A 26,391-nucleotide genomic window follows, 5' to 3' on the forward strand; every position below is an offset into this window, starting at 1 on the left:
ACACGAACCGCGTCAGTCGACCTGCACTCCCTCGGCCACGTCGAGAGGAAGGACAGTGAGGTCGTCCGCCTCCGCCGCAGCCCGCAATTCGTCGGGGAACGGCTCTGTGGTCAGCGCGAGCACAGTGGGGCCGGCACCCGAGACCATGGCGGGAATCCCGGCAGCGCGCAGTGTGGTCACCCACTTGGTGGTCAGCGGCAGCGCGGGAGCACGCTGGGCTTGGTGCAGCAGATCCTCGGTGGCCGCCATCAGCAGATCCGGCCGCTCGGTCAGGGCGACCACCGCCAGGGCGGCGCGGCTGACATTGAACGCCGCATCGCGGTGCGGAACGAGGGCCGGAAGCAACCCGCGCGTGTGCGCGGTCGACGAGCGAACCGACGGCACCAGGGCGACGGCCGTGATGTCGGGGTGCACGCTCAGCGACACCGCGCGGAACCGCCGCTGTTCGCAGCCGTTGTCGAGTTCGCTCCACGAGACGACCGCACCACCGAGCACACTCGCCGACGCATTGTCGGGATGCCCCTCGAATTCGGAGGCGAGCTGAACGAGCTGGGCGTCGTCGAGCACCCGCTCAGGCGCGACCTTGCGCACCAGACCGTTGGCGGCGGCGAGTCCACCGACCGCAGCCGATGCCGACGACCCCAGGCCGCGGGAGTGAGGAATCACATTGCGGCACACCACGTCGAGACCGTCGGCCCAGATGCCCGCCGCTTCGAGACCGCGCTCGACGGCGCGAACCACGAGGTGCGACGGGCCCCACGGGACCTCTTGGGCACCTTCCCCTTCGACGCGCACGTCGAGACCGGAACCGGTTGTCGTCACGGTGATCTCGTCGTAGAGCCCGAGTGCGAGGCCGAGGCAGTCGAACCCGGCCCCCAGGTTCGCACTCGAAGCGGGAACCCGGGCGGTCACCGAGACCCCTACGGGCAGCGTTTGCGTCATGTTCTGATTCCCAACAGAGGAAGGCGTGGCGGTCAACTCAGACCAACTCGAGCGCCGACGCCACTGCGACGGGGTCGACCGAAATCGGCTCGACGACGGGAACGTCGCGCAGCGCGGTGTCCGGGTCCTTGAGACCGTTGCCCGTCACCGTGCACACCACTCGAAGCCCGCGCGGCAGCCATCCGTCCTTGGAGGCCGCGAGCAAGCCGGCGATCGACGCTGCCGAGGCAGGCTCGACGAAGATCGACTCGGACTTCGCGAGCAGGTGGTACGCCTCGAGGATCTCCTCGTCCGTGGCCGCGCGGAACGCACCGTTCGACTCGTCCTTCGCGGTGACCGCACCGTTCCAGGACGCGGGCGCACCGATCCGGATGGCTGTGGCGATCGTCTCGGGCTCCTTCACCGGGTGTCCGAGCACGAGCGGGGCGGCACCGGCTGCCTGGACACCGAGCATCCGCGGCTTGCGCGAGCTCAGGCCGTCCGCGAAGTACTCGGAGTAGCCCTTCCAGTACGCGGTGATGTTGCCTGCGTTGCCCACGGGCAGCACGTGCACGTCGGGCGCATCGCCGAGTGCGTCGACGATCTCGAACGCCGCGGTCTTCTGGCCCTCGATACGAACCGGGTTGACGGAGTTGACGAGCCCGATCGTCGGGAACTCGGCGGTGGTCTTGCGGGCGAGTTCGAGGCAGTCGTCGAAATTGCCCTCGACCTGAACGATCTTCGCGCCGTGCATGACTGCCTGTGCGAGCTTGCCCATCGCGATCTTGCCCTGGGGCACGAGTACTGCGCAGCCGATCCCGGCGCGCGACGCGTACGCCGCCGCCGACGCCGACGTGTTGCCGGTGGACGCACACAGCACCGCCTGCTTGCCGGTCGCGAGCGCTTCGGTGACGGCCATCGTCATGCCGCGGTCCTTGAACGACCCCGTGGGGTTGAGGCCCTCGACCTTGATGTACACGTCGCACCCGGTGATCTCCGACAACCGGGGGGCTGGGAGCAGCGGCGTCCCGCCCTCGCACAGCGTCACCGTCTTCCAGCCGTCACCGATCGGGAGTCGACTGCGGTACGCCTCGATCAGCCCGGGCCACGGGGTGTGCACGGGAGCAGTGTTTTTTTCGACCGCACTCATTCGGCGGATCCCTCCAGTCTCAGGACGCTGGTCACAGCAATAACGGATTCGAGCTTGTCGAGCGCGGCGATGGTGTCCGCCAGCGCCCGATCGGTGGCGCGGTGCGTGAGCACCACCAGGCGGGCGCTTTCTGCGGCACCCTCCTGTCGCACGGCGGAGATGCTGACGCCGCGGTTCGCGAACTCGGCAGCGACGGCCGAGAGCACACCGGCACGATCGGCGACCTGCAGATTCACGTAGTACCGCGTCACGATGTCGCTCATCGGGGCGATGTCGAGCTTGGCGTATCGGGACTCGCGCGGTCCGCGGCCGCCATGCACACGGTTCCGGGCGGCCATCACGACGTCGCCCATCACGGCGGACGCGGTCGGGGCGCCGCCTGCTCCCTGGCCGTAGAACATGAGCCGTCCCGCGGACTGGGCCTCGACCACGACCGCGTTGAACGCACCGCTCACCGTCGACAGGGGATGCTCGCGCGGTACGAGCGCGGGGTACACCCGTGCCGAGACGCGGTCCTTGCCGTCGGGATCGGAGACCCGTTCGCAGAGTGCGAGCAGCTTGATGGTGCAGTTCAGGGCACGGGCGGAGGTGAGGTCCGCTGCCGTGATGGTCGAGATGCCTTCGCGGTATACGTCGCTGGCGGTCACGCGCGTGTGGAACGCGATCGAGGCGAGGATCGCGGCCTTGGCCGCGGCGTCGTAGCCCTCGACGTCGGCGGTGGGGTCCGCTTCGGCATACCCGAGGCGGCCGGCCTCGGCGAGTGTCTCGGCGTAGTCGGCGCCCGTGTCGTCCATCGCGGAGAGGATGAAGTTGGTGGTGCCGTTGACAATGCCGATGACGCGGTCGACCCGGTCACCCGCGAGCGACTGCGTCAGAGGGCGGATGACGGGGATCGCACCGGCCACCGCGGCCTCGAAATAGAGGTCGACGTTGTGCGACTCCGCGGCTTCGGCGAGTTCGCCCGTGTACGCGGCGAGCAGCGCCTTGTTCGCGGTGACGACCGACTTACCGGCGTCGAGTGCCGCACGCACCAGAGTGCGGGGCAGTTCGATTCCGCCGATCAGTTCGACGACGATGTCGACGTCGTCGCGCGTGATCAACGCTTCGGCGTCGGTGGTGAGAAGTTCCGCCGGCACGCCCCGGTCGTAGGACAGGTCCCGCACCGCGATTCCTCGCAGTTCGAGCGGGGCGCCGATGCGCTCACGGAGGTCCGAAGCATCATCACGGATGATCCGCACGACCTCGGCTCCCACCGTGCCGTGGCCGAGCACCGCTACACCGACGGGGCGCTGCCCCGGTGCATCGGTCACCGTTGAGTTGGTCACTCCGTAACCTCCAAGCTGAGCAGATCTTCGACGGTTTCCCGACGTAGCAGGACACGCGAGACGCCGTCCTTGACAGCCACGACGGCGGGACGAGGCAGCAGGTTGTACCTGCTGGACATCGAGTAGCAGTATGCACCCGTCGCCGCTACCGCCAGTAAATCACCGGCGCCCACGTCGCACGGCATCCACGCGTCGCGAATCACGATGTCACCGCTCTCACAGTGCTTGCCCACGACGCGTGCGACGACGGGTTCCGCGTCGCTCACCCGCGAGACGAGCCGCGACTCGTACTCCGCCTGGTAGAGCGAGGTGCGGATGTTGTCGCTCATGCCGCCGTCGACGCTGATGTAGCGGCGGGTGTGGCCCGTCCCCACTCCGACGTCCTTGACGGTGCCCACCTCGTACAGGGTCACGGTGCCCGGGCCGGCGATTGCACGTCCGGGTTCGACGGCAATCGTCGGTTCGGGCAGGCCGGCGAGGGCCGACTCGTTGCGCACGATGTCGGTGAGCTTCGCCGCGAGGTCCGCGACCGGCGGCGGGTCGTCGCTCGGGATGTACGAGATGCCGAGACCACCGCCGAGATCGACGATGCTCATCTGCGCGGTCTTGTCCAGGCCGAACTCGGCGACGGCGTCGCGCAGCAGCCCGATCACGCGATGCGCGGCGAGTTCGAATCCGTCGACGTCGAAGATCTGCGAGCCGATGTGGCTGTGCAGCCCGACGAGACGGAGGTTGCCGGTGGTGAACACCCGGCGGATCGCACGCATGGCCGCGCCACCGGCGAGCGACAGACCGAACTTCTGGTCTTCGTGCGCCGTGGAGATGAATTCGTGGGTGTGTGCCTCGACACCGACGGTGACCCGGATGAGGACGTCCTGCACGACACCCAGCTCACCGGCGATCTCGTCGAGGCGGTCGATCTCGGCCATCGAGTCGAGCACGATGTGTCCGACACCGGCGCCCACGGCGCTTCGCAGTTCGTGCACGGACTTGTTGTTGCCGTGCATGGCAATCTTGTCGGCGGGAAAGCCGGCGTGCAGCGCGACCGCCAGTTCACCGCCGGACGCCACGTCGAGCGACAGCCCCTCCTGGTGGACCCACCGCGCAATCTCGGTGCACAGGAATGCCTTCGACGCGTAATGCACCCGTGCCGTCGGGCCGAAAGCCTCGGCGATCTCGCGGCACCGCGACCGGAAGTCGTCTTCGTCGACGACGAACAGCGGCGTGCCGTACTTCTCGGCGAGGTCGGTGACAGGCACTCCCGCGATCTGCAGGACACCGTCGTCGCCGCGACTCGCGTTGCGGGGCCACACGTGCGCGTGCAGCTTGTTGAGTTCACCCGCGTCACGGGGACGTTCGGCGAGGGTCGGGGCGTGGGGAATCTCTGCGTGCCGGGGCCCAGCGGGGTGCGCGTTCACATCCGCTCCGGAGCGGAGACGCCGAGCAGTCCGAGGCCGTTGCCGAGCACCTGGCGCGCCGCGGCGCACAGCGCCAGGCGCGCGGTGTGCAGGGCGCCGGGTTCTTCGTCACCCTGGGGCAGGATGCGACAGGCGTCGTAGAACCGGTGGTAGGTGCCGGCGAGTTCCTCGAGGTAGCGGGCCACGCGGTGCGGTTCGCGCAGTTCGGCGGCCTTGGCGAGGACACGGGGGTACTCGCCGATGGTGCGGATGAGGTCGCCCTCGCGCTCGTGGGTGAGCAGCGACAGGTCGGCGCCTTCGGTGCCGAGCCCGAGGTCGGCGGCGTTGCGTGCGATCGACGACAGCCGGGCGTGTGCGTACTGCACGTAGTACACCGGGTTCTCGCTGGTGGTGCTCGTCCACAGCTCGAGATCGATGTCGATGCTCTGATCGACCGAGGAGCGCACGAGCGCGTAGCGGGCAGCGTCGACGCCGATCGCCTCGACGAGGTCGTCCAGGCTGATCACGGTGCCTGCCCGCTTGCTCATCTTGACGGCCTCGCCGCCGCGCACCAGGTTGACCATCTGACCGATGAGGACCTCGACGGTGTCGGGATCGTCACCGAACGCGGCGGCGGCCGCCTTCAGCCTCGCGATGTAGCCGTGATGGTCGGCGCCGAGCATGTAGATGCACAGGTCGAAGCCTCGCGACCGCTTGTTCTGGAAGTAGGCGATGTCGCCGGCGATGTAGGCGGCGTTGCCGTCGGACTTGATGACGACGCGATCCTTGTCGTCTCCGAAATCGGTGCTCTTGAGCCACCACGCGCCGTCCGAGAAGTACAGGTTGCCGGACCCCTTGAGCGTCTCGACCGCCTTCTCCACCGCTCCGGATTCGAACAGCGAGTTCTCGTGGAAGTAGACATCGAAGTCGACCCCGAATTCGTGGAGGGTCCGCTTGATATGGGCGAAAATCAGCTCGACACCGATCGAGCGGAAGACCTCGTCGCGCTCCGCGTCGGGCAGATCCAGCACGTCCGGGCGCTGCTTCAGCACTTCACCGGCGATGTCACCGATGTACAGACCGGCGTATCCGTCCTCCGGGGCGGGCTCGCCGAGCGCCGATGCGATCAGAGACCGCGTGAAGCGGTCGATCTGGGTGCCGTGATCGTTGAAGTAGTACTCCCGCGTGACCTCCGCACCCTGCGCGGTGAGGATCCGGCCGAGCGCGTCACCGACGGCGGCCCAGCGGGTGCCACCGAGGTGGATCGGTCCGGTGGGGTTCGCCGAGACGAACTCGAGATTGATCTTCTTGCCGGCGAGGTCGTCCCCGGCGCCGTACGCGTCGTTCTCGTCGAGGACCTTCGCGACGATTGCCCCCTGCGCGTCGGCAGCGAGGCGGATGTTGAGGAAGCCGGGACCGGCGACGTCGGCCGAGTCGATCCCGTCGGCGGCGGTGAGCGCCTCGGCGAGCCACGTCGCGAGCTCACGGGGGTTGACTCCGGCCTTCTTCGCGACCTGCATGGCGACATTGGTCGCGTAATCGCCGTGCTCAGGGTTGCGCGGGCGTTCGACGGTAAGGGTCTCGGGAAGGACGGACACGTCGAGACCACGATCGGCGAGGACGGTCGCGGCGGTTCCGTGGAGCAATTCGGCAAGGTCGGAAGGAGTCACAGGTGTTCATCCTATTGGCTCGTCCGAAGGGCCGCCGACGCTCCCCCATAGCCGACGCCGGGGCCGCTGTCACCGCGACGCCCGTAGAGTTGTCTTTGCGTGCGCGCTTCGGCGGCTCGCATCTTCTTTGTCCGCCCGTCGAAAGAGCAACCAGCGATGCCCAGCGGTTCTGTCAGTGGTGGGTCCGGTAACAAGAAAACCGGAGCCAAATCGTCGAAGGCCATCCAGGCCGCCAAGAAGCAGAGCCGCGGTTCGCGCGGCGTGCCCTCCCAACGCCAGATCCCGTGGGTGATGATCGGAGGCGTCGCTGTCGTCGTCCTCCTGATCGCGGTCATCGCGGTGAGCGTCGTGCCGAAATACCAGAATCAGCAGGAGATGGCGGCGTGGTCGCCGTCCGAGTCCAATCAGGATCCCTCCTCGGCGATCGACGGTGTCGTCACGGTCGACTACGAGGCGGGCCAGCACGTCGACCCCACGCAGCGGGTGGCGTACGACTACTCGCCGCCGTTCGGTGGGCCGCACGACTCGGTGTGGGCAACCTGCACCGGCACGGTGTACGACCAGCCCGTCCGGACCGAGAACATGGTGCACTCGCTCGAGCACGGTGCCGTGTGGATCGCCTACAACCCGGATCTGGTCGACGACGCCGCGCGCGACGCACTCGCAGCCAAGGTCGACGGCCGCACCTACACGATGATGTCGCCGTACCCGGGTCTCGATTCCCCGATTTCGTTGCAGTCGTGGGGTCACCAGCTCAAGGTCGACAGCGCCGATGACGAGCGCATCGACCAGTTCATCGCCTCGCTGCGCCTGAACCAGTACGCCTATCCCGAGGTCGGCGCCAGCTGCTCGACGCTTCCCGCGTCGTTCGATCCCGCGAACCCGCCGCCGTTCGATGCCTCCGAGCCCGGCGCGGATGCGGTCCCGATGGATGGCGGCACCGTCGACGGCACCGAGCAGATCCCTGCCGGCGGTGCCGGACAGTTCCCCACCGACATGCAGGTACCGGCCGGGAGCTGATCATGAGCGACGTCACTGCCGACCCGACCGAACAGAGCACCGACCGCGGGCACGGGCGCTTGTTTCTGGCGCTCCTGACCGTGGCTGCTGTCGCCGTGGGATTTCTCGCCGGGTTCCTCGCACGGATCCCGCTCGAGGACCGCGCGCCTGCGACACCGGCAGCGGATTCGGTCGACGTGGGGTTCCTGCAGGACATGTCGGTGCACCACAACCAGGCGATCGAGATGGCCGCGGTCGCGGTGACTCGGTCCGAGGACAACCGGGTGCGCAGCCTCGCGTACGACATCCTGACCACCCAGCAGAATCAGGTCGGTCAGATGCAGGGCTGGCTCAGCTTGTGGGGTCGTCCGCTGCTCCCGGTCGGCGACTACATGACGTGGATGGCCGAGAGTGAGGGACACAGCCACGGGTCGGACGCTGCTGCGCACGCGGCGGGCGGGGCGAGCAGGATGCCGGGCATGGCATCGTCCGAGGAGCTCGCCGCACTGCGCGCGGCACGCGGCGCCGAACTCGATGTGCTGTTCCTCCAGCTGATGCTGCGCCATCACCAGGGTGGCCTGCCGATGATGGAGTACGGAGCGCAGTACGCGAGCACGGACGTGGTGCGCAACATCGCCCAGAAGATGGTCGACACCCAGCAGGGTGAATCCGAGTTGATCACGTCCATGCTCACCGAGCGCGGCAGTCGACCGTTGCCGATGAACTGATCATCGTCGGCGCCTCGGACCTGGATTATCGCGCTGACCTGCGGATGTGGAGTTGAGCGCGCAATGCGCTAGGCTAGCTCCGCACCGCCGGTCAGCCGGTGGGCCCGGATTGCCCTCGTAGCTCAGGGGATAGAGCGCTTGCCTCCGGAGCAAGAAGTCGCAGGTTCGAATCCTGCCGAGGGCACCACCACGACGGCCCCGCTTCGTTTTCGAAGCGGGGCCGTCGTCGTTCTGTCGCCGGGTGGCGGCGTGTTTCGTCAGGCGCGCGCGAACCGGGCCGGATCGGTTCCGGGCAGTCGGCGGACCCGGCCTCGTTCGATGAGCTGCCGCACGTGCGCGGACCCTTCCGCGAGTGCCATCTTCTTGCCCTGCATGGGCGTCTCGTCCCACGGCCGGTACCAGCGCATCCTCGACGTGGCCTCCCAGAGCGTGAGTTCTTCGTCACCGAACGCGTCGTAGAGGTCGTCGAGGCGCTGGTCGTGGTGCGCGATGAGTTCCCCGGCCCTGCGGGGCAGGTCGTCGATCTCCTGGCGGTGCGCGGGCAGGGTCCGCCGGACGGGCAGCGTCGACACGGCCCGCAGCGAGTCCAGATATTCGCCGAGCGCATCGCGCTCCGGAAGCGGGAAGTCGAATTCACCGACGTGCGGGGTGGTGGTGGCAAGCACGTGATCTCCGCTGAACAACACGCCGTGGTCCTCGAGAAGGAAACACGCGTGGCCCGCCGTGTGACCCGGAGTCAGGACGGTGCGCAACGAGCGGCCCGTCAGGGGGATCACCTCGTCCGCCGCGAGTTTGCGGTCGGGAAGGATGTCCGGGCGGCCGGGAGGGTAGACCACCGATTCCAGATGCCGGTCGATGTCGGATTCGGGCGCCCCGGCGCGGCGCAGCAACTCCGCCTCCTCCGCGCTCCGGTCGGCTCCCGAGGTCATCGCTTCGAGATGCGCGAAGTCTGCATCGTTCATCGCGACCCAGCACCCTGACGCCTCGCGGATTCTGCCGGTGAGTCCCACGTGATCGGGGTGGAAGTGGGTGACGACCACGCCTTCGACGTCGGTCACCGACAACCCGGCGACCGCCAGCCCGTCCTGCAGCGCCGCCCAAGACCTGTCGTCGTCCCATCCGACGTCCACGAGGACCACACCGCCAGGGGATTCCATCACGTAGACCTGGGTGTCTCCGACGGGCAGGTCTGCCACCGGGACCGGTACGACATGTATGCCGTCACCGATATCGCGTGCTTCGGTCATCCGTGATTCCTCCCAAAGAAATGTGACTTCCGATCGAAGCTACACAAAAGATTCAACTATTTTGAGGAAGGGGTTCGATGATCGCCACGATCGAACGGATCTCCCCCGCCGGAATTTCGAAGTGCTCGGTGACCGACACGGACGTCTCGGATGTCGGACCCGCCGCGACATCGAGCACGAAGCGTGCGACGACGCTGTGATGCCACTCGTGGAACTGCAGGTCGCGCACCCTCCGAATCGGCAGATATTCGGCGCCGTGTTCGAGGCGATGGCGGATCTCCTCGCCGCTGTCACCGGTGCGCTGCCCGTTCTCCACGCGCCACGCATCTGCTGCGAGACGCACGTCCGTGGCGTCGTGCCGGATGAGGGATCGGATGTACGCACGGGCCATCGCCACCCGCGGGCTCTCGCCGGGCGCGGTGGCGTGCTCGGCGAGCGCAGCCATCACTGCCGGCGCCCAGTCGGCGCGACAGATCACCAGGTCGGGCAGGTACGGGTGCGGGCGGTTGTATTCCAGTGCGCTCCCGTCGATCCGGGCACAGTGCAGGCCCGCGGCCTGTGCGACCGCGACCGGCGCCGCCGAGTCCCATTCCCACTGGCCGCCCGCGTGGATATAGGCGTCGGCCTCTCCGCGGACCACCGCCATCGCCTTCGCGCCGGCCGATCCCATCCGGATCAGGTCCGCACCGAGGTCGCGTGCGAGGTCGAACACGAACGCGGGTGGCCTGCTTCCGCTGATGACGATGCGGGGGCGCCGGCGCATCGGGCGCGGTACCGGCGCCGCGTCGTCGGTGCTGTGTACGACGCCGATGGCCGGTTGCGCGACCGCTCCCGCGGTGAGCCCCTTACCGGCTTCCCACAGTGCGACGTGCACCGCCCAGTCGCTGTGGCCGGGCATACCGTATTCCTTCGAGCCGTCCAGGGGGTCGACGATCCAGACTCGGTCCGCGTCCACCCGGGACGGATCGTCCGCGGATTCCTCGGAGAGCACCGCATCCCCCGGGCGCGCCGCGGCGAGCCGCTCGAGGATGTAGGTGTCGGCCGCGTGGTCGCCGCGACGGCCCAGCTCACGACCACCGAGGGCATCACCCTCGATCGCGCGCACGGTCAACAACAATTCTCCTGCGCCTGAGGCAATCTCGGCAGCGAGCCGGGCGTCTTCGTGGTGGGCGTCGTCGGTCATGCCGTCAACAATTGCACGACGAGCGCCGCCTGGGCTGCCGCGGTGCCGTCACCGGGGCGCAGGACCAGTTCCGGAGCCCGGGGCGGTTCGTACGGGTCGTCGATTCCGGTGAACCCGGTCAGCTCCCCCGCCCGGGCGCGCGCGTACATGCCCTTGGGGTCGCGGGCTTCGCATTCCGCCAGCGGAGTATCGACGAACACCTCGACGAACGGAATGCCGGCGTCCTCGTGCTGCTGCCGGATGCGTTCGCGGTCGGCTCGGTACGGACTGATGAGCGCGCAGATCGCGACGAGACCGGCGTCGGCCATCATCTGAGCGACCGCTCCTACGCGGCGGACGTTCTCCGCCCGATCGGCCGGACCGAACCCGAGATCGGAATTGAGTCCGTGCCGCAGGTTGTCACCGTCGAGGCGGTAGGCGGGGATGCCCTCCGCGATCAGGCGGCGCTCGAGTTCGACGGCCACCGTGGACTTTCCCGACGCGGACAGCCCGGTGAGCCACACGGTCGCACCCGATCGCCCCCGGTCGGCGCGCTCGACTTCCGCCGAGTGCCACACCACCCCCGCATCACCGAGAGTCGGGCCGGTGATCATCCCGGCTGCGACGGTGTTGCCGGTCCTGTCGTCGACGAGTACGAAACTGCCGGTGGTCCGGTTGCGCCGGTACGGGTCGAACAGCAACGGTTGCTGCGTTCGCAGTTGCACCCGCCCGATGTCGTTGAGAGCCAGGGACGTGGCCGTCTCGTCGCGGTGCAGGGTATCGACGTCGAGCCGGTAGTCCAGACGTACCACCCGCGCGGTGACGGACCGGGTGGTGTGCAGCAGGACGTAGCGGGCGTCCGGGTCGAGCGCGGCGCGGTCGCCGAGCCAGCACACCATCGCGTCTATCTCGTGTCCGACGAGGGGCCGGTTGTTGGGCCTGCACAGCATGTCGCCACGGCCCACATCGAGGTCGTCCTCGAGGTCGATGCACACCGCGGCGCCCGCGTACGCGTGATCGAGCGCCGTGCCGCCCGGTCCCCAGATGCTTCGCACGTGTGTGCCGAAACCGGAGGGAAGCACCACGACTTCGTCTCCGGGCGCGAATCCGCCGCCCGCGATCGTCCCGGCGTATCCGCGGAACCCGGGACGATCGCCGCTGCTGCCCGGTCGGATCACGTACTGCACGGGCAGGCGCGCATCGATCAGGTTGGTGTCGGATGCGACGTGCACCTGTTCGAGGTGGTGCAGCAGCGAAGTCCCCTCGTACCACGGCATGTTCGCCGTCCGGGACACGACGTTGTCGCCGTGCAGCGCGGAGACGGGAACGAACGTGAGATCGGGAATGTCGAGTTTTGTTGCGAACTGCCGGAATTCGTCGCACAGTTCGTCGTACCGCTGCTGCGACCAGTCCACCAGGTCCATCTTGTTGATGCACAGGACCACGTGGCGCACGCCGAGCAGGCCGGCGAGGAAGGCATGGCGGCGCGTCTGGCGGACGATGCCGTTGCGGGCGTCGACGAGGACGAGCGCGAGATCCGCAGTGGACGCGCCGGTGACCATGTTCCGGGTGTACTGCTCGTGGCCCGGAGTGTCGGCGATGACGAACGTCCGGTTCGCCGTGGCGAAGTATCGGTAGGCCACGTCGATCGTGATGCCCTGCTCCCGTTCCGCCCGCAGGCCGTCGGTGAGCAGCGACAGGTCGGCGCGGTCGGCACCGCGGTCGTGACTGGTGCGGGTCACCGCGTCGAGCTGGTCTTCGAACACCGCCTTCGAGTCGAACAGGAGCCGTCCGATCAGGGTGGATTTGCCGTCGTCGACGCTGCCGGCGGTGGCGATGCGCAGCAGACCCGGCATCAGAAGTAGCCCTCTTTCTTTCGGTCTTCCATTCCGGCCTCGGAGATGCGGTCGTCGGCGCGGGTCGCACCTCGCTCGGTGACGCGGCTCGCCGCGACTTCGACGACCACCTCGTCTGCCGTGGTGGCCGCGGATTCGACGCATCCGGTGCAGGTCGCGTCGCCCACTGTCCGGAATCGCACCATGGTGTCACGGGGGGTTTCGCCCGGCAGCAGGGTGAGGAAACGGGTGTGCGCGAGCAGCATTCCGTCTCGCTCGACCACCGGACGCCGGTGGGCGTAGTACAGGGACGGCAGGTCGACGCGCTCGTCCCGGATGTATCGCCAGATGTCGAGTTCCGTCCAGTTCGACAGCGGGAAAACCCGGACATGCTCGCCCACGCGGTGCCGGCCGTTGTACAGGTGCCACAGTTCGGGACGCTGGGCCTTCGGGTCCCACTGCCCGAACTCGTCGCGCAGGCTGAAGACGCGTTCCTTCGCGCGCGCCTTCTCCTCGTCGCGGCGGGCGCCGCCGAACACGGCGTCGAATCCTCCGTCCCTCAACGCCCGCAGAAGCGTTCCGGTCTGCAGTCGGTTACGACTCGCGCGGGGCCCGTCGTCCTCCACGGCTCGTCCGGCGTCGAGATCATCCTGCACCGAGGCGGTCACCAGGCGAACTCCCTGTTGCGCGACCGTCCGATCGCGGAACTCGATCACCTCGTCGAAGTTGTGTCCGGTGTCGATGTGCAGGACGGGGAACGGCGGCGGTGCCGGCCAGAACGCCTTCGTCGCGAGGTGGAGCATCACCGCCGAGTCCTTGCCGCCGGAGAACAACAGCACGGGTCGTGCGAAGGTTGCGGCGACCTCGCGGAAGATGTGCACGGACTCGGCTTCGAGTGCGCCGAGCAGGCTGAGCTCGTAGGACGGGTCCCGACGTGCACGGTCCCCGGGTGGTCGTCGCGGCGGCACCGTCGTCATCGTGCGCTCCCAGCCCGGGGTTATCGGTCCATATTTGTACCGAAGCGGTCGAAAAGGACTGCCACAGAATAGAACGAGTTTCAATTCGTGGTCAACGCCCGGATCTCGCTGTCCACGCCCGATCTCGCTACAGACGCCGGCCCCCGAGGTCCACGGTGACGGCCTCGGCGGCTCTGAGCAATGCCGATCCGCATCGCTCGACCTCCGCGCGGTCGACCTCCCGTTCGAGATGAAGTGCCAGCACGAGCGACTGATGACCGTCCGGGTCGAAGGCCGGCGCGGCGATCAGGTTGACGTGATGTGCGCGGTCCGCGTCGAGATCGGCGGGCAGCAGCACTCGTTCGCCCGGACTCGACACCAGTTCTGCGAGCATTTCCCGCAACTCGGGGGCCAGGTCGTGTGACACCACACCGGCCATCAACGCGTAGAGGCGCCGGCCGCCCCGGGTGAGCGACTCGACGAGATAGCCCGTACGGCGGCACTCCTCGATCACACGCTGCAGGTGTGCCCGATCGACGGACACCGGCAGGGTCGGTTCGCGCCGCAGCCACCGCTCGATGCGTTCGTCGGTATCCCACAGCACGTACATCAGCCCGACCGGCGGCGCGAAGGGGTAGACCTCCCCCACTCGGGCGGCCGCCGCGGCGCCTGCTCCCCCGACCACGTCGAGGATCGCGATCCGGTCGCCGACCACCGCCGAGGCTGTACACATCACGCCGAACTCCGAGCTCAGGGCAGCCAAGTGGCGGTGTGCGACCGGTCCCGACGCGAACCCCCGCTGCGCGGCCCGGCCCGCGACGATCAGCGCCGGGCCGAGGCCGTAGGACTTGTCGGCAGGGTCACGGATGAGGTAACCCGCGTCGGTGAGTGCGGTGAGGATGCCCAGGCAGGTCGGCTTGCTCAGCCCGAGTTCGCGCGCCAGTTCCGAGAGTCCGAACCTGAGACCCGGCCGGGCGACGAGATGATCGAGGACCTGCACGACACGCTCGGTGGGCGGCGAGCGGCGAGCGGTACCCGGCGGGGGCACTCCGATCCCCGCTTCGCCGCTGTCACTGCGACGAACCATTGACCCCTCCCTGGAACACGTTCTATCGTCGGCGCACCGGAGACTACCGCAGCGGTACATATATGGACCACAGGAGACCGACGTGCTCACCGATCCACTCACCGCGGCGATAGCCGAGGCCGAAAAAATCGTCGCCACTGCCCCGCACATCCGTACCGAGGCCGATCTCACCGAGGGCTACGGCTACCTGGCCGGAGGGATCGCCGCCTGTGTCCATGCCACGTGGGCGTACAGCAGCACCCATCCGGTGTTCATCACCGGCACCGGCCCGTACGCGAAGATGGGCCTCGACAACCCGGACACCCTGTACTGGGGCGCGGCGGTGCGCGACAACGCCGAATACGTCGTCACCGGGCGTCGCGGCACCACATGCGACCTCAGTTTCCAGGTTCTCGCGGGCAACTACACCGACGCCGCGGTACCCGGCAACGTCACCGCCTTCGACGACCGCGCCCTGCGCATCGAGGACGACGGCAGTTTCGAAGTCCGGTTCGGGCCCGGGCCACGCGATCCCGACCGCAACTACTTCACGCTCGCGCCAGGATCGTCGCAACTCGTTGTCCGCGAGGTCTACAGCGACTGGACGCAACGACGCGGCACCCTGCGCATCGACCGCCTCGACACCCTCGGCACGGCACCTCCCGAGCCCACCCGCCAGGACGCGGTGACCCGGTACGAACGTGCCGGTCGCGCCCTCGTCTCGCGAGTGAAGACGTGGCTGCAGTTCCCCGAGTGGTTCTACCTGAAGCTTCCGGTCAACACCGTCACCGAACCGCGGCGGACACCGGGCGGACTCGACACCCAGTACTCGTCGGTCGGTCATTTCGACCTGGCCGACGACGAGGCGATGGTGTTGACCCTGCCCGCGACCGACGCTCCGTATCTGGGCTTCCAGATCGGAAGCCTCTGGTACATCTCGCTGGAGTACATCCATCACCAGACATCGCTGAACAACACTCAGACGCAGGTCGATCCGGACGGGATGGTCCGGATCGTGGTGTCGGCCCGCGATCCCGGCCTCACCAACTGGGTGGAGACTCTCGGGCGCAGCCGTGGCATCCTGCAATTCCGCTGGCAGCGGCTCGATCGCGAGCTTTCTCCTGCGGACGGACCGGTGGCACAGGTCGTCCCGTTCGACGAACTGCCCGGCGCGCTGCCGTTCCACGAGTCGAACCGCATCACCCCCGAGGACTGGGCCGCGCGCATCGCGGCACGACAGGGCGCGATTGCGGATCGGATGCTCGGATGAGCACCGCCGGGTTGTTGAAGGATCGCGTCGTCGTCATCTCCGGTGTGGGGCCCGGTCTGGGCAGCACTCTCGCCCTGCGATGCGCGTCGCACGGTGCCGACGTCGTCCTCGCGGCCCGCACCCGCGAACGGCTCGAGAAGGTGGCTGCGGAAGTGGAGGCGCTGGGACGTCGCGCTCTGCCGATACCGACCGACATCACCGACGACGACTCCGTCTCGGAACTGGTCGAAGCGGCAGAAGGCGAGTTCGGTCGCGTCGACACCCTTGTCAACAACGCATTCTCCGTTCCGTCGATGAAGCCGTTGGCGAGCACCGATTTTCAGCAGATCCGTGACAGCGTGGAGCTGACGGTGCTCGCTGCGCTGCGGCTGACCCGGTCGTTCACGCCCGCCCTCGCCGACTCGGACGGTTCGGTCGTCAACATCAATTCGATGGTCTTGCGTCATTCCCAAGAGCGTTACGGCAGTTACAAACTCGCCAAGTCGGCACTGCTGGCGATGTCGCAGTCCCTCGCCACAGAACTCGGACCGCAAGGAATACGCGTCAATTCGGTTGCCCCGGGGTACATCTGGGGCCCGACCCTTCGAGGGTACTTCGAGCACCAGGCCGGGAAGTACGGCACCACCGTCGAGCAGATCTACGAACACACCGCCGCGGCCTCCGACCTTCGGCGCCTGCCGACCGCCGAGGAGATCGCGGACACGGTGATCTTCCTGGCGTCACCGATGGCGTCGGCGATCACCGGGCAGTGCATCGACGTCAACTGCGGCGAATACCACCACTGAACGGGATATGAGATGAGCGAACGCACCACCGTGGGCACCACCGACGACCTGCATGCCTCGGCGACGCGCTTGACGGGCCTGACAGATTTCGGTGAGGACGAGTACCTCGAGGCCCTCGAGATACTGCTCGAGTCGTACGCGCGGGACGAAGCGCTCACCCCGCTCGGCAGCAAGATGTCGCGGGTGTTCCTTCGTGGTGCGCTGGTCGCGCGTCTGCTCTCGGAAGCCGCCTGGGCGCAGCATCCCGAGCACCTGGACGTTCCGGTCACCCGCCCCATCTTCGTCACCGGCCTGCCTCGCACCGGCACCACCGCATTGCATCGCCTTCTGGCGGCCGACCCCGCACATCAGGGCCTCGAGATGTGGCTCACCGAGATGCCCCAGCCCCGGCCACCCCGTGAGACCTGGGAACAGGACCCGGTATTCGCGGGAATCGAGGCCGGATTCGCCCAGCACCACGTGGAGCACCCCGAGTTCATGGGTGTGCACTACATGTCGGCCGGGGAGGTGGAGGAATGCTGGCAGCTGCTCCGTCAGTCGTTCCGGTCGATCTCGTACGAATGCCTCGCGAATCTTCCGACCTACTCGCGCTGGCTCGCCGGGCAGGACTGGACCGGCGCCTACGCCCGGCACCGCAAGAACCTCCAGCTCATCGGCCTCCCCGACGCGGACAAACGCTGGGTCCTCAAGAATCCGAGTCACCTGTTCGCCCTCGACGAACTCCTCACCGTCTACCCCGACGCACTGATCGTGGTGACACACCGCGACCCCCGGACGGTGATTCCCTCCGTGTGCAGCCTCGCGGCGCACGCCACCGAGGGATGGTCCGAGGCCTTCACCGGTGAGACGATCGGCCGCAGCCAGCTCGACCTGTGGGCACGCGGTTTCGACGACTTCACCCGGGCACGCGCCCGCCACGACCCTGCCCGATTCGTCGATGTCGACTACCGGGATTTCGTGGCAGACCCGTTGGGCAGCGTGGGCGCCCTGTACGACCGGTTCGGCATCCCGTTCACCGCCGGCGCCGAACGCGCGATGGCATCGCTGCACGACGAGAGTCGCAGCGGAGCCAGGAAACCTGCCCATCACTACGCGCTCGAGGAGTTCGGGTTGTCGGTGCAGGACGTCGACGAGCGATTCCCCTCGTATGCGTACCGCTGAGCCTGTTCCACAAAGCCGACCGGCCCCCGGTGTGCCCTTCCTACCTGCGCGTTCCCGCATGGGATGATGGACACATGCCCGCACCGCTCCCCCTCGATCCCATCGCCGAAGCCCACCGTCAATGGGTCGCTCACGGCTGGGGCGAAGTCGCGGACGGCATGGCCGCGGTGACCTCGGTGATGCGGGCGCAGCAGATCATGATGGCCCGCGTCGAAGAGGTCCTCAAACCGTTCGGTCTGACCTTCGCCCGGTACGAACTGCTGACACTGCTGCATTTCACCAAGGCCGGGGCGCTCCCCATGGCCAAGGCCAGTGCGCGTCTGCAGGTGCATCCGACGAGCGTGACCAACGCGGTCGATCGACTCGAGGCCGCGAGTCTCGTGCGACGCACCCCGCATCCGAGCGACCGGCGCGCCACGCTCATCGAACTCACCGACCACGGTCGCGCGCTCGCGATAGAGGCCACCGAAAAACTCAACACCGAAGTGTTCGCGCGTCCCGGGATCCCGTCCGAGCAGATCGACACGCTGCTGAGCATCCTCGCGACGATGCGCCACGACGCAGGCGATTTCGACACCGGAGGCACGCCCTCGAAGTGGTGAGCGCCGCACGGTCCGGCCGCACGAGAAACGCCGCCTCTTCCTCAGGGAAGGGGCGGCGTTGTCGTTCTCGCTGCGGTCTAGGCGTGCTTGAAATCGGGCGTGCGCTTTTCGACGAAAGCCGCCATGCCTTCCTTCTGGTCGGCGGTGGCGAACGTCGAATGGAACACGCGCCGTTCGAATCTCACGCCTTCGGCGAGAGTCGTCTCGAACGACCGGTTCACCGCTTCCTTCGCCATGATCGCGGTCGGCAGCGACATCGATGCGATGGTCGTGGCAGCGTCGAGAGCGACGTCGAGCAGTTCGTCGGCAGGGACGACCCGCGAGACGAGCCCGGCGCGCTCGGCTTCCTCCGCGTCCATGTTGCGTCCGGTCAGGCACATGTCCATCGCCTTGGCCTTGCCCACCGCGCGGGTCAAACGCTGTGAGCCGCCGATGCCGGGGATGACACCGAGCTTGATCTCGGGCTGGCCGAACTTGGCGGTGTCGGAGGCAATGATGAAGTCGCACAACATCGCCAGCTCGCAGCCACCGCCGAGTGCGTAACCCGACACGGCCGCGATGATCGGGGTGCGAGCGGACGACAGCCGGTCCCAGTCCGAGAAGAAGTCCTCGGCGTACACCTCGGAGAAGGTCTTGGGCGCCATCTCCTTGATGTCGGCGCCGGCCGCGAAGGCCCGCTCCGAACCGGTGAGCAGAATCGCCCCGATCTCACGGTCGGCGTCGAGTTCTTCGACCGCCGCGACCACTTCGCGCATCAACTGGCTGTTGAGTGCATTGAGCGCCTTGGGCCGGTTGAGCGTGATGATGCCGACGCGGCCTTTGCGCTCGAGCAGGATGGTCTCGAAATCGGTCACTTGCTGTCCTCTGCGTTCGAGCGGTCACGAATGTCGTTGATGATGGCGGAGAAATCGAGCCCGCCACCACCACCGGTGTTGAACCGATGATAGAGCTCGGCGGCACGGAGGCCGAGTTCGGCCTCGACCCCGTTGGAGCGCACCGCGTTCGACGCCAGACCGAGATCCTTGTCCATCAGGGCAGCGGCGAAGCCCGGCTGGTAGTCGTTATTGGCCGGGGTCGTGGGCACCGGGCCGGGAACCGGACAGTTGCTCGTCAGCGCCCAGCATTGACCCGAGGCGTTGGACGCCACGTCGAACAGCGCCTGATTCTCGAGTCCCAGTTTCTCGCCGAGTACGAACGCCTCACTGATCGCGATCATCGAGACGCCGAGAATCATGTTGTTGCAGATCTTTGCAGCCTGGCCGTTGCCCGAACCGCCGCAGTGCACCACCTTGCGGCCCATCACGTCGAGGAGCGGCTGCGCGGCTGCGAAGTCCTCCTCGGTTCCTCCGACCATGAAGGCCAGCGTGCCCGCGGCGGCACCGGCCACACCGCCCGACACCGGGGCGTCGATGGCACGATGGCCGGCGGCCCGTGCACGACCGGAGGCGTCGCGTGCATCGGCGACATCGATCGTGGAGCTGTCGACGAAGAGCGTGTCGGGCTTTGCCGCTCCGAGGATTTCGTCGTACAGATCGAGGACGAGCGTGCCGTTGGGCAGCATGGTGATCACGACATCGGCAGCGGGGACGGCCTCGACCGCGGACCCGACGACGGTGATGCCGTTCTTCGCTGCTTCCTCCTGCGCGGCGGGTACCGGGTCGTACCCGGTCACCGAGTACCCCGCCTTTGCGAGGTTCGCGGCCATCGGCCCACCCATGTGGCCGAGACCGAGGAAGGCGACGTTGGGGAGTTCACTCATCGGTCGTTCTCCTTCGGAGCGGCGAGCCCGAGTTCGAGGTCGCCGAGCGGCTGGAAGTATGCGTCGACGTCGGAAGCGGTGACATCGGCGAGGGTCGCGGGCGACCAGTGCGGAGTGCGGTCCTTGTCGACCACCTGGGCACGGATGCCCTCGACGAGGTCGTGCGACGTCAGGGACGCGGACGACACCCGGAATTCCTCGTTCAGTACCTCTTCGAGGCTGCCGAGTTGCCGTGCGTGACGAAGCGAACGCAACGTGACCTTCAGAGCGACCGGTGATTTCCCGAGGATCTGCTCGGCGGCGGTGCGAGCCTCGGGAACGTCACTGCTGCGCAGGCGTTCGACGATCTCCTCGACGGTGTCCGCGGAGTACGCGGCGTCGATCCAGTCGCGTTGCGCGAGCAGAGCCGAATCCGGTGCCGGCTGGGAGTATTCGGCGAGCGCGTCGTCGACCGAGCCGGTCTCGAGTGCTGCGACGAACTTGTCGAGGGCGTCGGACGGCACGTAGTGGTCGGCGAAGCCGAGTGCGATGGCGTCGCCGGCCTTCATCCGGCCCGTGGTCAGCGCGATGTGGGTGCCGATCTCGCCGGGTGTCCGGGAGAGCAGGTAGGTCCCTCCCACATCGGGGACGAACCCGATGCCGGTCTCCGGCATCGCGATCGTCGAGCGTTCGGTGACGACCCGGACGTTGCCGTGCGCGGACACCCCGACGCCGCCACCCATCACGATGCCGTCCATGATCGCCACGTACGGCTTGGCGTAACGGCCGATGGCGGCGTTGAGGATGTACTCGTCGCGCCAGAACTCCTGGGAGCCGGTGCCGCCGTCACGTGCGTCGTGATAGATCGACACGATGTCGCCGCCGGCGCACAGCCCACGCTCCCCCGCACCACGAAGGACGACGGCGCGGACCGAGTCGTCGGATTCCCACGCCTGGAGCGTCTCCGCCATCACGCGCACCATGTCGTGGTTGAGCGCGTTGATCGCCTTGGGTCGGTTGAGGGTGATGCGTCCCAGTCCGTTCTTCGCCTCGACGAGGACCTCGGGTTCGTGCCCGGTCATTGCGCTCCGTTCTGCGCCGCGGCCACCACGCTGCGCGCGACGACCACCCGCATGATCTCGTTTGTTCCTTCGAGGATCTGATGCACGCGCAGATCGCGCACGATCTTCTCGATCCCGTACTCGGCCAGGTAACCGTATCCACCGTGGAGTTGCAGCGCATCGTTCGCGACCTCGAACCCGGCGTCGGTGGCGAAGCGCTTGGCCATCGCGCACAGTTCCACGACATCCGGGGCACCGGTGTCGAGGGCGTCGGCGGCCCGCCACAGCAGAGTTCGTGCCGCTTCGAGTTCGGTACGCATGTCCGCGAGCCGGAACTGCAGCGCCTGCGAGTCGAGCAACCGGTCACCGAACGCCTTGCGTTCGGCGAGGTAGGCGACCGTCCGGTCCAGCGCGGCCTGGCCGCCGCCCACGGAACACGCGGCGATGTTGAGGCGGCCGCCGTTGAGGCCATGCATGGCGATACGGAATCCGCCGCCCTCTTTGCCGAGGAGATTCGCGGCCGGCACGCGCACGCCGTCCAGGATGACCTGGCGGGTGGGTTGCGCGTTCCAGCCCATCTTCTTCTCGTTGGCACCGAACGACAGGCCCGGCGTGTCCTTGGGGACGATGAACGCCGAGATGCCGCGCGCGCCGGTGTCGCCGGTGCGGGCCATCACCACGTACACGTCGGATGTTCCTGCGCCGGAGATGAACTGCTTGACTCCGGTGAGCACGTAGTCGTCCCCGTCGCGCACCGCCTTGGTGCTGAGCGCGGCGGCGTCCGAGCCGGCGCCCGGCTCGGTGAGGCAATAGCTCCCGAGGTGTTCCATCGAGCTCAGCTTCGGCACCCAGCGGTGGCGCTGGTCGTCGTCACCGAACTTGTCGATCATCCACGTGACCATGTTGTGGATCGAGATGTACGCGGCGATGGACGGGCACCCCGTGGCGAGCTCCTCGAAGATGCGGACGGAATCGAGGCGGCGAAGCCCCGATCCGCCCACGTCCTCGCGGACGTAGATTCCGCCCATGCCGAGTGCCGCGGCTTTGCGGAGCACGTCGACCGGGAAGTGCTTGTTCTGGTCCCATTCCACCGCGTGGGGTGCCAGATACTCGGAGGCGAAGTCGCGGGCGGTGTCGCGAATCGCCTTGTCGTCGTCGGTGAGGGTGAACATCGGCGTACCGCCTAGTCCATCGTCGGAATGACGAAGTGGTCGGTGTCCGCGACGTGAGCGCCCTCGATGTCGCCTTCCTTGACACCGGACGGCCAGCGCTGCGTGACGGTCTTGGTCTTGGTGTAGAAGCGGAAGGCGTCCGCCCCGTGCTGGTTGAGGTCGCCGAAGCCGGACGCCTTCCAGCCACCGAAGGTGTAGTACGCGATCGGAACCGGGATGGGAACGTTGACGCCCACCATGCCGACCTGGACGCGGGTCGTGAAGTCGCGGGCGGTGTCGCCGTCGCGGGTGAAGATCGCGACGCCGTTGCCGTACTCGTGCTCCGACGGCAGACGCAGCGCCTCCTCGTAGTCGCGTGCGCGCACGACGGTGAGCACGGGACCGAAGATCTCTTCCTTGTAGATCGACATGTCGGTGGTGACCCTGTCGAAGAGGGTCGCGCCGGAGAAGAAGCCGCCCTCGTTGCCTTCGAGCACGAAGCCGCGGCCGTCGACGACGAGTTCGGCGCCTTCTTCGACGCCCTGGGCGATGTAGTTGTGGACGCGGTCGCGGGCGGCGGCCGTCACGAGCGGACCGAAGTCGGCCTTCTCGTCGAAGCTCGTCCCGATGCGGAGTTCGGCGATGCGATCCTGGAGCTTGGCCACGAGCCGGTCGGCGGTCTCCTCACCGACGGGGACGGCCACCGACAGCGCCATGCAACGCTCGCCGGCCGAGCCGAATGCGGCACCGACGAGCGCGTCCGCGACCTGGTCGAGGTCGGCGTCGGGCATGATGACCGCGTGGTTCTTCGCGCCGCCGAAGCACTGGGCGCGCTTGCCGTTCTTCGCGGCGGTCTCGTAGATGTACTGGGCGATCGGGGTCGACCCGACGAACCCGAGGGCCTTGACCCGGGGATCCTCGAGCAGCACGTCCACGGCTTCCTTGTCGCCGTTGACGACGTTGAACACGCCGGCGGGCAGTCCGGCTTCGAGGAAGAGTTCGGCCAGACGCAGCGGCACCGAGGGATCGCGCTCGGAGGGCTTGAGGACGAAGGCGTTGCCGGACACGAGAGCCGGAGCGGCTTTCCACAGCGGAATCATGGCCGGGAAGTTGAACGGGGTGATGCCCGCGACCACACCGAGCGGCTGACGCATCGAGTACACGTCGATGCCGGTACCGGCGGATTCGGTGAATTCACCCTTGAGCAGGTGCGGAGCGCCGAGCGCCACTTCCACGACCTCGAGGCCGCGCTGGATATCACCCTTCGCGTCGGGAATCGTCTTGCCGTGCTCGCTCGACAGCAACCGGGCGAGTTCGTCCATGTTGTCCTGGGCGAGTTGCAGGAAGCGCATCAGTACGCGAGCCCGCTTCTGCGGGTTCCACGCCGCCCATTCCTTCTGTGCGATTTCGGCGTCGGCGATCACGTTCTCGACTTCGGCGCGCGTGGCGAGCGGAACACGCGCCTGGACTTCGCCGGTGTTGGGGTCGAAGACGTCGGCGAAACGGCCGGATGTGCCGGCGACGTGCTTGCCGCCGACGAAGTGGGTCAGTTCTCGAATGCTCATGCGCGAACCCGTCCTTTGCTCGATAGTGGTGGCTGCGTCGTGGCAGCCGTGAGGAACCCGAAGTCTTCGCTCATCCTATAGTTGGAAGTCCATGTATGTCCAGGGTCACACCCCGTCCGCTACGCTCCGCATCATGAGCCGCCGGCTGAGGCACAGCACCGATGTGCTCGGATTCCTGCTGCTGTGGGCACTGGTCTCGCTACTCGCGTTCTCCCCCGCACTCCCGGGAGACACGCTCGGCTCGCTACTGGCCGGTGTTTTCGTCACCCTCGTCGTGATCGCTGCGCACACCGTCCGGCGCACCGACGATCTGTTGTTCGGACTGTCCCGCACCCCTCGCGGACCCACCGTGGCGGAACAACGGCTGCGCGGCGCGTTCCGGCGGCAATCACGTCCCGATACCCCTGGGCGCCCGCGTCCGCGAGCGCCCGGCGCCGGTGCAGGGGCCGCGACGTCTCGCTTCGCCTGACCGGTCCCTGCTTCCTCGCGACCGCACCCCTCACGAGGAAAACCGGGAGTCCCTGTGCCCATATCGTCCCAGCGCGCCTCGGCACGGCGCGATAGTCACGTTCTCTCCGTCCGCGACGCGGAACGCCGGTTCGGCGACCTGCTCGTGTTCACCGCCGTCGATTTCGACGTGGCCGCAGGGGCATGCAGCGCGGTCACCGGCGCGAACGGTGCCGGGAAATCCACGCTGCTGCGGTGCCTGGTGGGCGCTGACCGTCTCGATCGGGGCACCGTCACGATCAACGGTTCGGCGGCCGACGAATCCTCGGCGGCCCAGCGTGCAGCGGTCGCATCCGTGGTGGGCGACGTCGCCACGTTCGCACATCTGACGGCCCACGAGCACCTGCAACTCGTCGCCCTCGCCCACGGAATGCCCGACCCCGCAGGTCTGGCGAGCCGAACGCTGTCCGACGTAGGGCTTTCGGGCGCCTCCGACCAACTGCCCGTCACGTTGTCCGGCGGCCAGCGCCGCCGGTTGGCGCTGGCATCGGTCTTCGTCCGGCCTCGGCGGTTGCTCGTGCTCGACGAACCCGAACACCATCTCGATGCCGCCGGACGAGCGTGGCTCGCCGAGCGGATCGCCGACGAGAAGAATCGCGGATGCGCGGTCGTCATTGCCTCGCACGACCCGGACCTGGTGGCAGCGGTCGCCGACGACACCGTGGACGCCGACTCGTGGCGCTGACCGAACAGGCTCCGACGATCACCGGCGCCCACGCGCTCCGGAAGGCGAGGCGGCGGTTCGGCCGTGTCCACGCGCCCCGTACCGACCGGGCCGGCACCGTAGTGCTGTCGGCACTGGGTGCCTATGTCGTCTCGGGTCTCGTGTGGTGGGGTGCCACTCGTCCGCCGACCTCCCTGATCGGGTCGCTCCACACCACCGCCGGTCGTAGCTGGGATGCCACATCCTGGAACCCGGGCTGGGCCTGGGTGGTCGGCGCAGCCCTTCTGGTCGCGGGCATCGCCGCCGCACGCGCGCTCGGACCTCTGACCGCGAGCACGGAACGCGCCTTCTGGTTGTTGTCCACCCCGGTGGACCGGGCCTCGATGCTCCATCCCGGCGTCGTGACGGTGTTCGCCGCCGGAGCATGCGCGGGGGCGGCCGGTGGACGGCTGGCTGCGTTCGCCGGAACGGTGGAGCAGCGGCCACCCCTGACCGCGTGCGGGGCGGTGCTCGGGCTCGGCGTGGCCGCCCTCGCGCTCCTCGTCCAAGCGCGGGTCCTGCCGACTCGCACTCTGCCGGTCGTGCAGATCCTCACCGCCGCACTGGGAGGAGCAGTCGCGGCCGTGTGCGCGACGGGAACAGTCGTGCCGGTGTTCGGGACCTGGCCTCCGGCGGCGGTCGTCGCGCCGCCCGCCCTTGCGATGTGTTGCGCCGCCCTTCTCCGCTGCGGCCGCATCACGGCGGCGGAGTTGAACGAGCGCGCCGAGATCACCGCGGCAGCCCGCACCTCCCTGATCGGACTGGACCCCACGCTCGTCGTCCGCGTCCACGACGCAGGCGCCTGGAAACGTGTCGCGGCTCGGCGCTCACGGGCGTTGCCACCCGGCCGGCCTCGCGCACTCGTCCGCGCCGACCTGCTCCGGAATCTGCGCCGTCCGTCACCGTTCGCGACGACCGCCGTCGCCGTCTGCGCGGCCTGGGCGCTGGGCGCGACGACACAGCCGGTCGTGGCGGGCTGGGTGCAACTGTCGGCCGTGTACGCCGCGACGCTGGTGTTCAGCACCGGATTACGTGACCTGGCGAGCAAGCCGGACCTGCGAGCGATGCTCGGTGCCGCGGATCGTGACCTGTACCGGCCGCTGATGGTGGTTCCGGCGTGTGCCGCCGCTGCGGTGACGGCGGTGACGGCTCCGGTGACGGGCTGGTCGCCGTCCGTGTCCGCGATCGTCGCTGCGGGAGCCTGCGTCGCGGTCTACCGACTGCGGACCCGCCCCGCCACCGAGTACGACGGACTCGTGCTGGAGACCGCCGTCGGCCAGGTGCCCCTCGACCTGATCCGGCAGTGGATGCGTGGGCCGGACAGCCTTGTCGCTGCGGGACTTCTTCTCGCATTGATTCTTTGAGAACTGCGCCGACGACTCCGGCGCCGTC

General features: G+C 68.0%; 24 protein-coding genes and 1 tRNA gene. 10 read left to right on the forward strand and 15 right to left on the reverse strand.

Features of this window, described 5'->3' with window-relative positions; translation table 11 throughout:
* Positions 1-12 precede the first annotated feature (12 nt).
* The 5 genes from thrB to argS are packed head-to-tail and all read right to left on the reverse strand — an operon-like array spanning position 13 to position 6,463.
* Positions 13-942, reverse strand: a complete 930-nt coding sequence (gene thrB, locus ACFWU2_RS05950) for a homoserine kinase (protein ID WP_378602440.1) — start codon at positions 940-942, stop codon at positions 13-15.
* A gap of 37 nt (positions 943-979) precedes the next feature.
* Positions 980-2,071 (reverse strand): threonine synthase, encoded by a 1,092-nt coding sequence (thrC, locus tag ACFWU2_RS05955; RefSeq protein WP_378602443.1) that lies wholly within the window; start codon positions 2,069-2,071, stop codon positions 980-982.
* Entirely contained in the window at positions 2,068-3,396 is a 1,329-nt protein-coding gene (locus ACFWU2_RS05960; protein ID WP_378602446.1) for a homoserine dehydrogenase, read from the reverse strand. Before ACFWU2_RS05960 ends, thrC begins: the two co-directional genes overlap by 4 nt.
* On the reverse strand, positions 3,393-4,814 hold the full coding sequence (gene lysA, locus ACFWU2_RS05965; protein ID WP_378602449.1) for a diaminopimelate decarboxylase: 1,422 nt from the start codon (positions 4,812-4,814) through the stop codon (positions 3,393-3,395). Before lysA ends, ACFWU2_RS05960 begins: the two co-directional genes overlap by 4 nt.
* On the reverse strand, positions 4,811-6,463 hold the full coding sequence (gene argS / locus ACFWU2_RS05970; RefSeq protein ID WP_378602452.1) for an arginine--tRNA ligase: 1,653 nt from the start codon (positions 6,461-6,463) through the stop codon (positions 4,811-4,813). Before argS ends, lysA begins: the two co-directional genes overlap by 4 nt.
* Positions 6,464-6,619: 156 nt before the next feature.
* On the opposite strand from argS, the gene ACFWU2_RS05975 reads away from it, so the two are divergent.
* The 3 genes from ACFWU2_RS05975 (at position 6,620) to ACFWU2_RS05985 (ending at position 8,377) form a co-directional block, all read left to right on the forward strand.
* Positions 6,620-7,483, forward strand: a complete 864-nt coding sequence (locus tag ACFWU2_RS05975; protein ID WP_378602455.1) for a DUF3105 domain-containing protein — start codon at positions 6,620-6,622, stop codon at positions 7,481-7,483.
* A gap of 2 nt (positions 7,484-7,485) precedes the next feature.
* Positions 7,486-8,190: a DUF305 domain-containing protein gene (locus ACFWU2_RS05980; protein WP_378602458.1), complete on the forward strand. Its 705-nt coding sequence runs from the start codon at positions 7,486-7,488 to the stop codon at positions 8,188-8,190.
* A gap of 111 nt (positions 8,191-8,301) precedes the next feature.
* Positions 8,302-8,377: transfer RNA gene (locus ACFWU2_RS05985), tRNA-Arg, on the forward strand.
* A gap of 70 nt (positions 8,378-8,447) precedes the next feature.
* Here the strand turns inward: ACFWU2_RS05985 and ACFWU2_RS05990 are convergent.
* The 5 genes from ACFWU2_RS05990 to ACFWU2_RS06010 form a co-directional block, all read right to left on the reverse strand.
* Positions 8,448-9,437: an MBL fold metallo-hydrolase gene (locus tag ACFWU2_RS05990; protein ID WP_378602461.1), complete on the reverse strand. Its 990-nt coding sequence runs from the start codon at positions 9,435-9,437 to the stop codon at positions 8,448-8,450.
* A gap of 52 nt (positions 9,438-9,489) precedes the next feature.
* A complete protein-coding gene (locus ACFWU2_RS05995; protein ID WP_378602464.1) occupies positions 9,490-10,620 on the reverse strand; it encodes a 3'(2'),5'-bisphosphate nucleotidase CysQ in 1,131 nt (376 codons plus the stop codon).
* Complete coding sequence (gene cysC / locus ACFWU2_RS06000; RefSeq protein WP_378602467.1) at positions 10,617-12,455, reverse strand: adenylyl-sulfate kinase; 1,839 nt, start codon at positions 12,453-12,455, stop codon at positions 10,617-10,619. Before cysC ends, ACFWU2_RS05995 begins: the two co-directional genes overlap by 4 nt.
* The gene (cysD, locus tag ACFWU2_RS06005; RefSeq protein WP_378602470.1) at positions 12,455-13,411 is read right to left on the reverse strand and encodes a sulfate adenylyltransferase subunit CysD; all 957 of its coding nucleotides are present in this window, start codon (positions 13,409-13,411) and stop codon (positions 12,455-12,457) included. Before cysD ends, cysC begins: the two co-directional genes overlap by 1 nt.
* Before the next feature lie 127 nt (positions 13,412-13,538).
* A complete protein-coding gene (locus tag ACFWU2_RS06010; RefSeq protein ID WP_378602473.1) occupies positions 13,539-14,477 on the reverse strand; it encodes a helix-turn-helix domain-containing protein in 939 nt (312 codons plus the stop codon).
* Between the two features lie 82 nt (positions 14,478-14,559).
* Here ACFWU2_RS06010 and ACFWU2_RS06015 point away from each other — a divergent pair, with 82 nt between their 5' ends.
* From ACFWU2_RS06015 to ACFWU2_RS06030, 4 genes are all read left to right on the forward strand, one after another.
* Positions 14,560-15,726 (forward strand): hypothetical protein, encoded by a 1,167-nt coding sequence (locus ACFWU2_RS06015; RefSeq protein ID WP_378602476.1) that lies wholly within the window; start codon positions 14,560-14,562, stop codon positions 15,724-15,726.
* Entirely contained in the window at positions 15,723-16,511 is a 789-nt protein-coding gene (locus ACFWU2_RS06020; RefSeq protein WP_378602479.1) for an SDR family oxidoreductase, read from the forward strand. Before ACFWU2_RS06015 ends, ACFWU2_RS06020 begins: the two co-directional genes overlap by 4 nt.
* A 12-nt stretch (positions 16,512-16,523) precedes the next feature.
* Positions 16,524-17,672 carry a sulfotransferase family protein gene (locus tag ACFWU2_RS06025; RefSeq protein ID WP_378602482.1) on the forward strand — a complete coding sequence of 383 codons (1,149 nt, stop codon included), beginning with the start codon at positions 16,524-16,526 and terminating at the stop codon, positions 17,670-17,672.
* A gap of 74 nt (positions 17,673-17,746) precedes the next feature.
* On the forward strand, positions 17,747-18,274 hold the full coding sequence (locus ACFWU2_RS06030) for a MarR family winged helix-turn-helix transcriptional regulator (protein ID WP_169622481.1): 528 nt from the start codon (positions 17,747-17,749) through the stop codon (positions 18,272-18,274).
* A gap of 77 nt (positions 18,275-18,351) precedes the next feature.
* On the opposite strand, the gene ACFWU2_RS06035 is transcribed toward ACFWU2_RS06030, so the two are convergent.
* Genes ACFWU2_RS06035 through ACFWU2_RS06055 form a run of 5 tightly spaced genes read right to left on the reverse strand, consistent with a single transcriptional unit; the run spans position 18,352 to position 23,789 of the window.
* Positions 18,352-19,128, reverse strand: a complete 777-nt coding sequence (locus tag ACFWU2_RS06035; protein WP_378602485.1) for an enoyl-CoA hydratase — start codon at positions 19,126-19,128, stop codon at positions 18,352-18,354.
* Positions 19,125-20,033 carry a 3-hydroxyisobutyrate dehydrogenase gene (gene mmsB / locus ACFWU2_RS06040; RefSeq protein WP_378602488.1) on the reverse strand — a complete coding sequence of 303 codons (909 nt, stop codon included), beginning with the start codon at positions 20,031-20,033 and terminating at the stop codon, positions 19,125-19,127. The genes ACFWU2_RS06035 and mmsB overlap by 4 nt, the downstream gene beginning before the upstream one ends.
* Positions 20,030-21,094 (reverse strand): enoyl-CoA hydratase/isomerase family protein, encoded by a 1,065-nt coding sequence (locus ACFWU2_RS06045; RefSeq protein WP_378602490.1) that lies wholly within the window; start codon positions 21,092-21,094, stop codon positions 20,030-20,032. The genes mmsB and ACFWU2_RS06045 overlap by 4 nt, the downstream gene beginning before the upstream one ends.
* Positions 21,091-22,245: an isobutyryl-CoA dehydrogenase gene (locus ACFWU2_RS06050; protein ID WP_378602493.1), complete on the reverse strand. Its 1,155-nt coding sequence runs from the start codon at positions 22,243-22,245 to the stop codon at positions 21,091-21,093. The genes ACFWU2_RS06045 and ACFWU2_RS06050 overlap by 4 nt, the downstream gene beginning before the upstream one ends.
* Before the next feature lie 11 nt (positions 22,246-22,256).
* Positions 22,257-23,789, reverse strand: coding sequence for a CoA-acylating methylmalonate-semialdehyde dehydrogenase (locus tag ACFWU2_RS06055; protein WP_378602496.1), 1,533 nt, complete (start codon positions 23,787-23,789; stop codon positions 22,257-22,259).
* A gap of 133 nt (positions 23,790-23,922) precedes the next feature.
* Here ACFWU2_RS06055 and ACFWU2_RS06060 point away from each other — a divergent pair, with 133 nt between their 5' ends.
* Genes ACFWU2_RS06060 through ACFWU2_RS06070 form a run of 3 tightly spaced genes read left to right on the forward strand, consistent with a single transcriptional unit; the run spans position 23,923 to position 26,363 of the window.
* The gene (locus ACFWU2_RS06060) at positions 23,923-24,258 is read left to right on the forward strand and encodes a DUF6412 domain-containing protein (RefSeq protein WP_378602499.1); all 336 of its coding nucleotides are present in this window, start codon (positions 23,923-23,925) and stop codon (positions 24,256-24,258) included.
* 54 nt (positions 24,259-24,312) lie between these two features.
* On the forward strand, positions 24,313-24,981 hold the full coding sequence (locus tag ACFWU2_RS06065) for an ATP-binding cassette domain-containing protein (protein ID WP_378602502.1): 669 nt from the start codon (positions 24,313-24,315) through the stop codon (positions 24,979-24,981).
* Positions 24,972-26,363, forward strand: a complete 1,392-nt coding sequence (locus ACFWU2_RS06070; RefSeq protein ID WP_378602505.1) for a DUF6297 family protein — start codon at positions 24,972-24,974, stop codon at positions 26,361-26,363. Before ACFWU2_RS06065 ends, ACFWU2_RS06070 begins: the two co-directional genes overlap by 10 nt.
* The last annotated feature ends 28 nt before the right edge of the window (positions 26,364-26,391 follow it).

The organism is Rhodococcus sp. NPDC058639 (assembly GCF_042717545.1).
Classification (GTDB): Bacteria; Actinomycetota; Actinomycetes; order Mycobacteriales; family Mycobacteriaceae; genus Rhodococcus.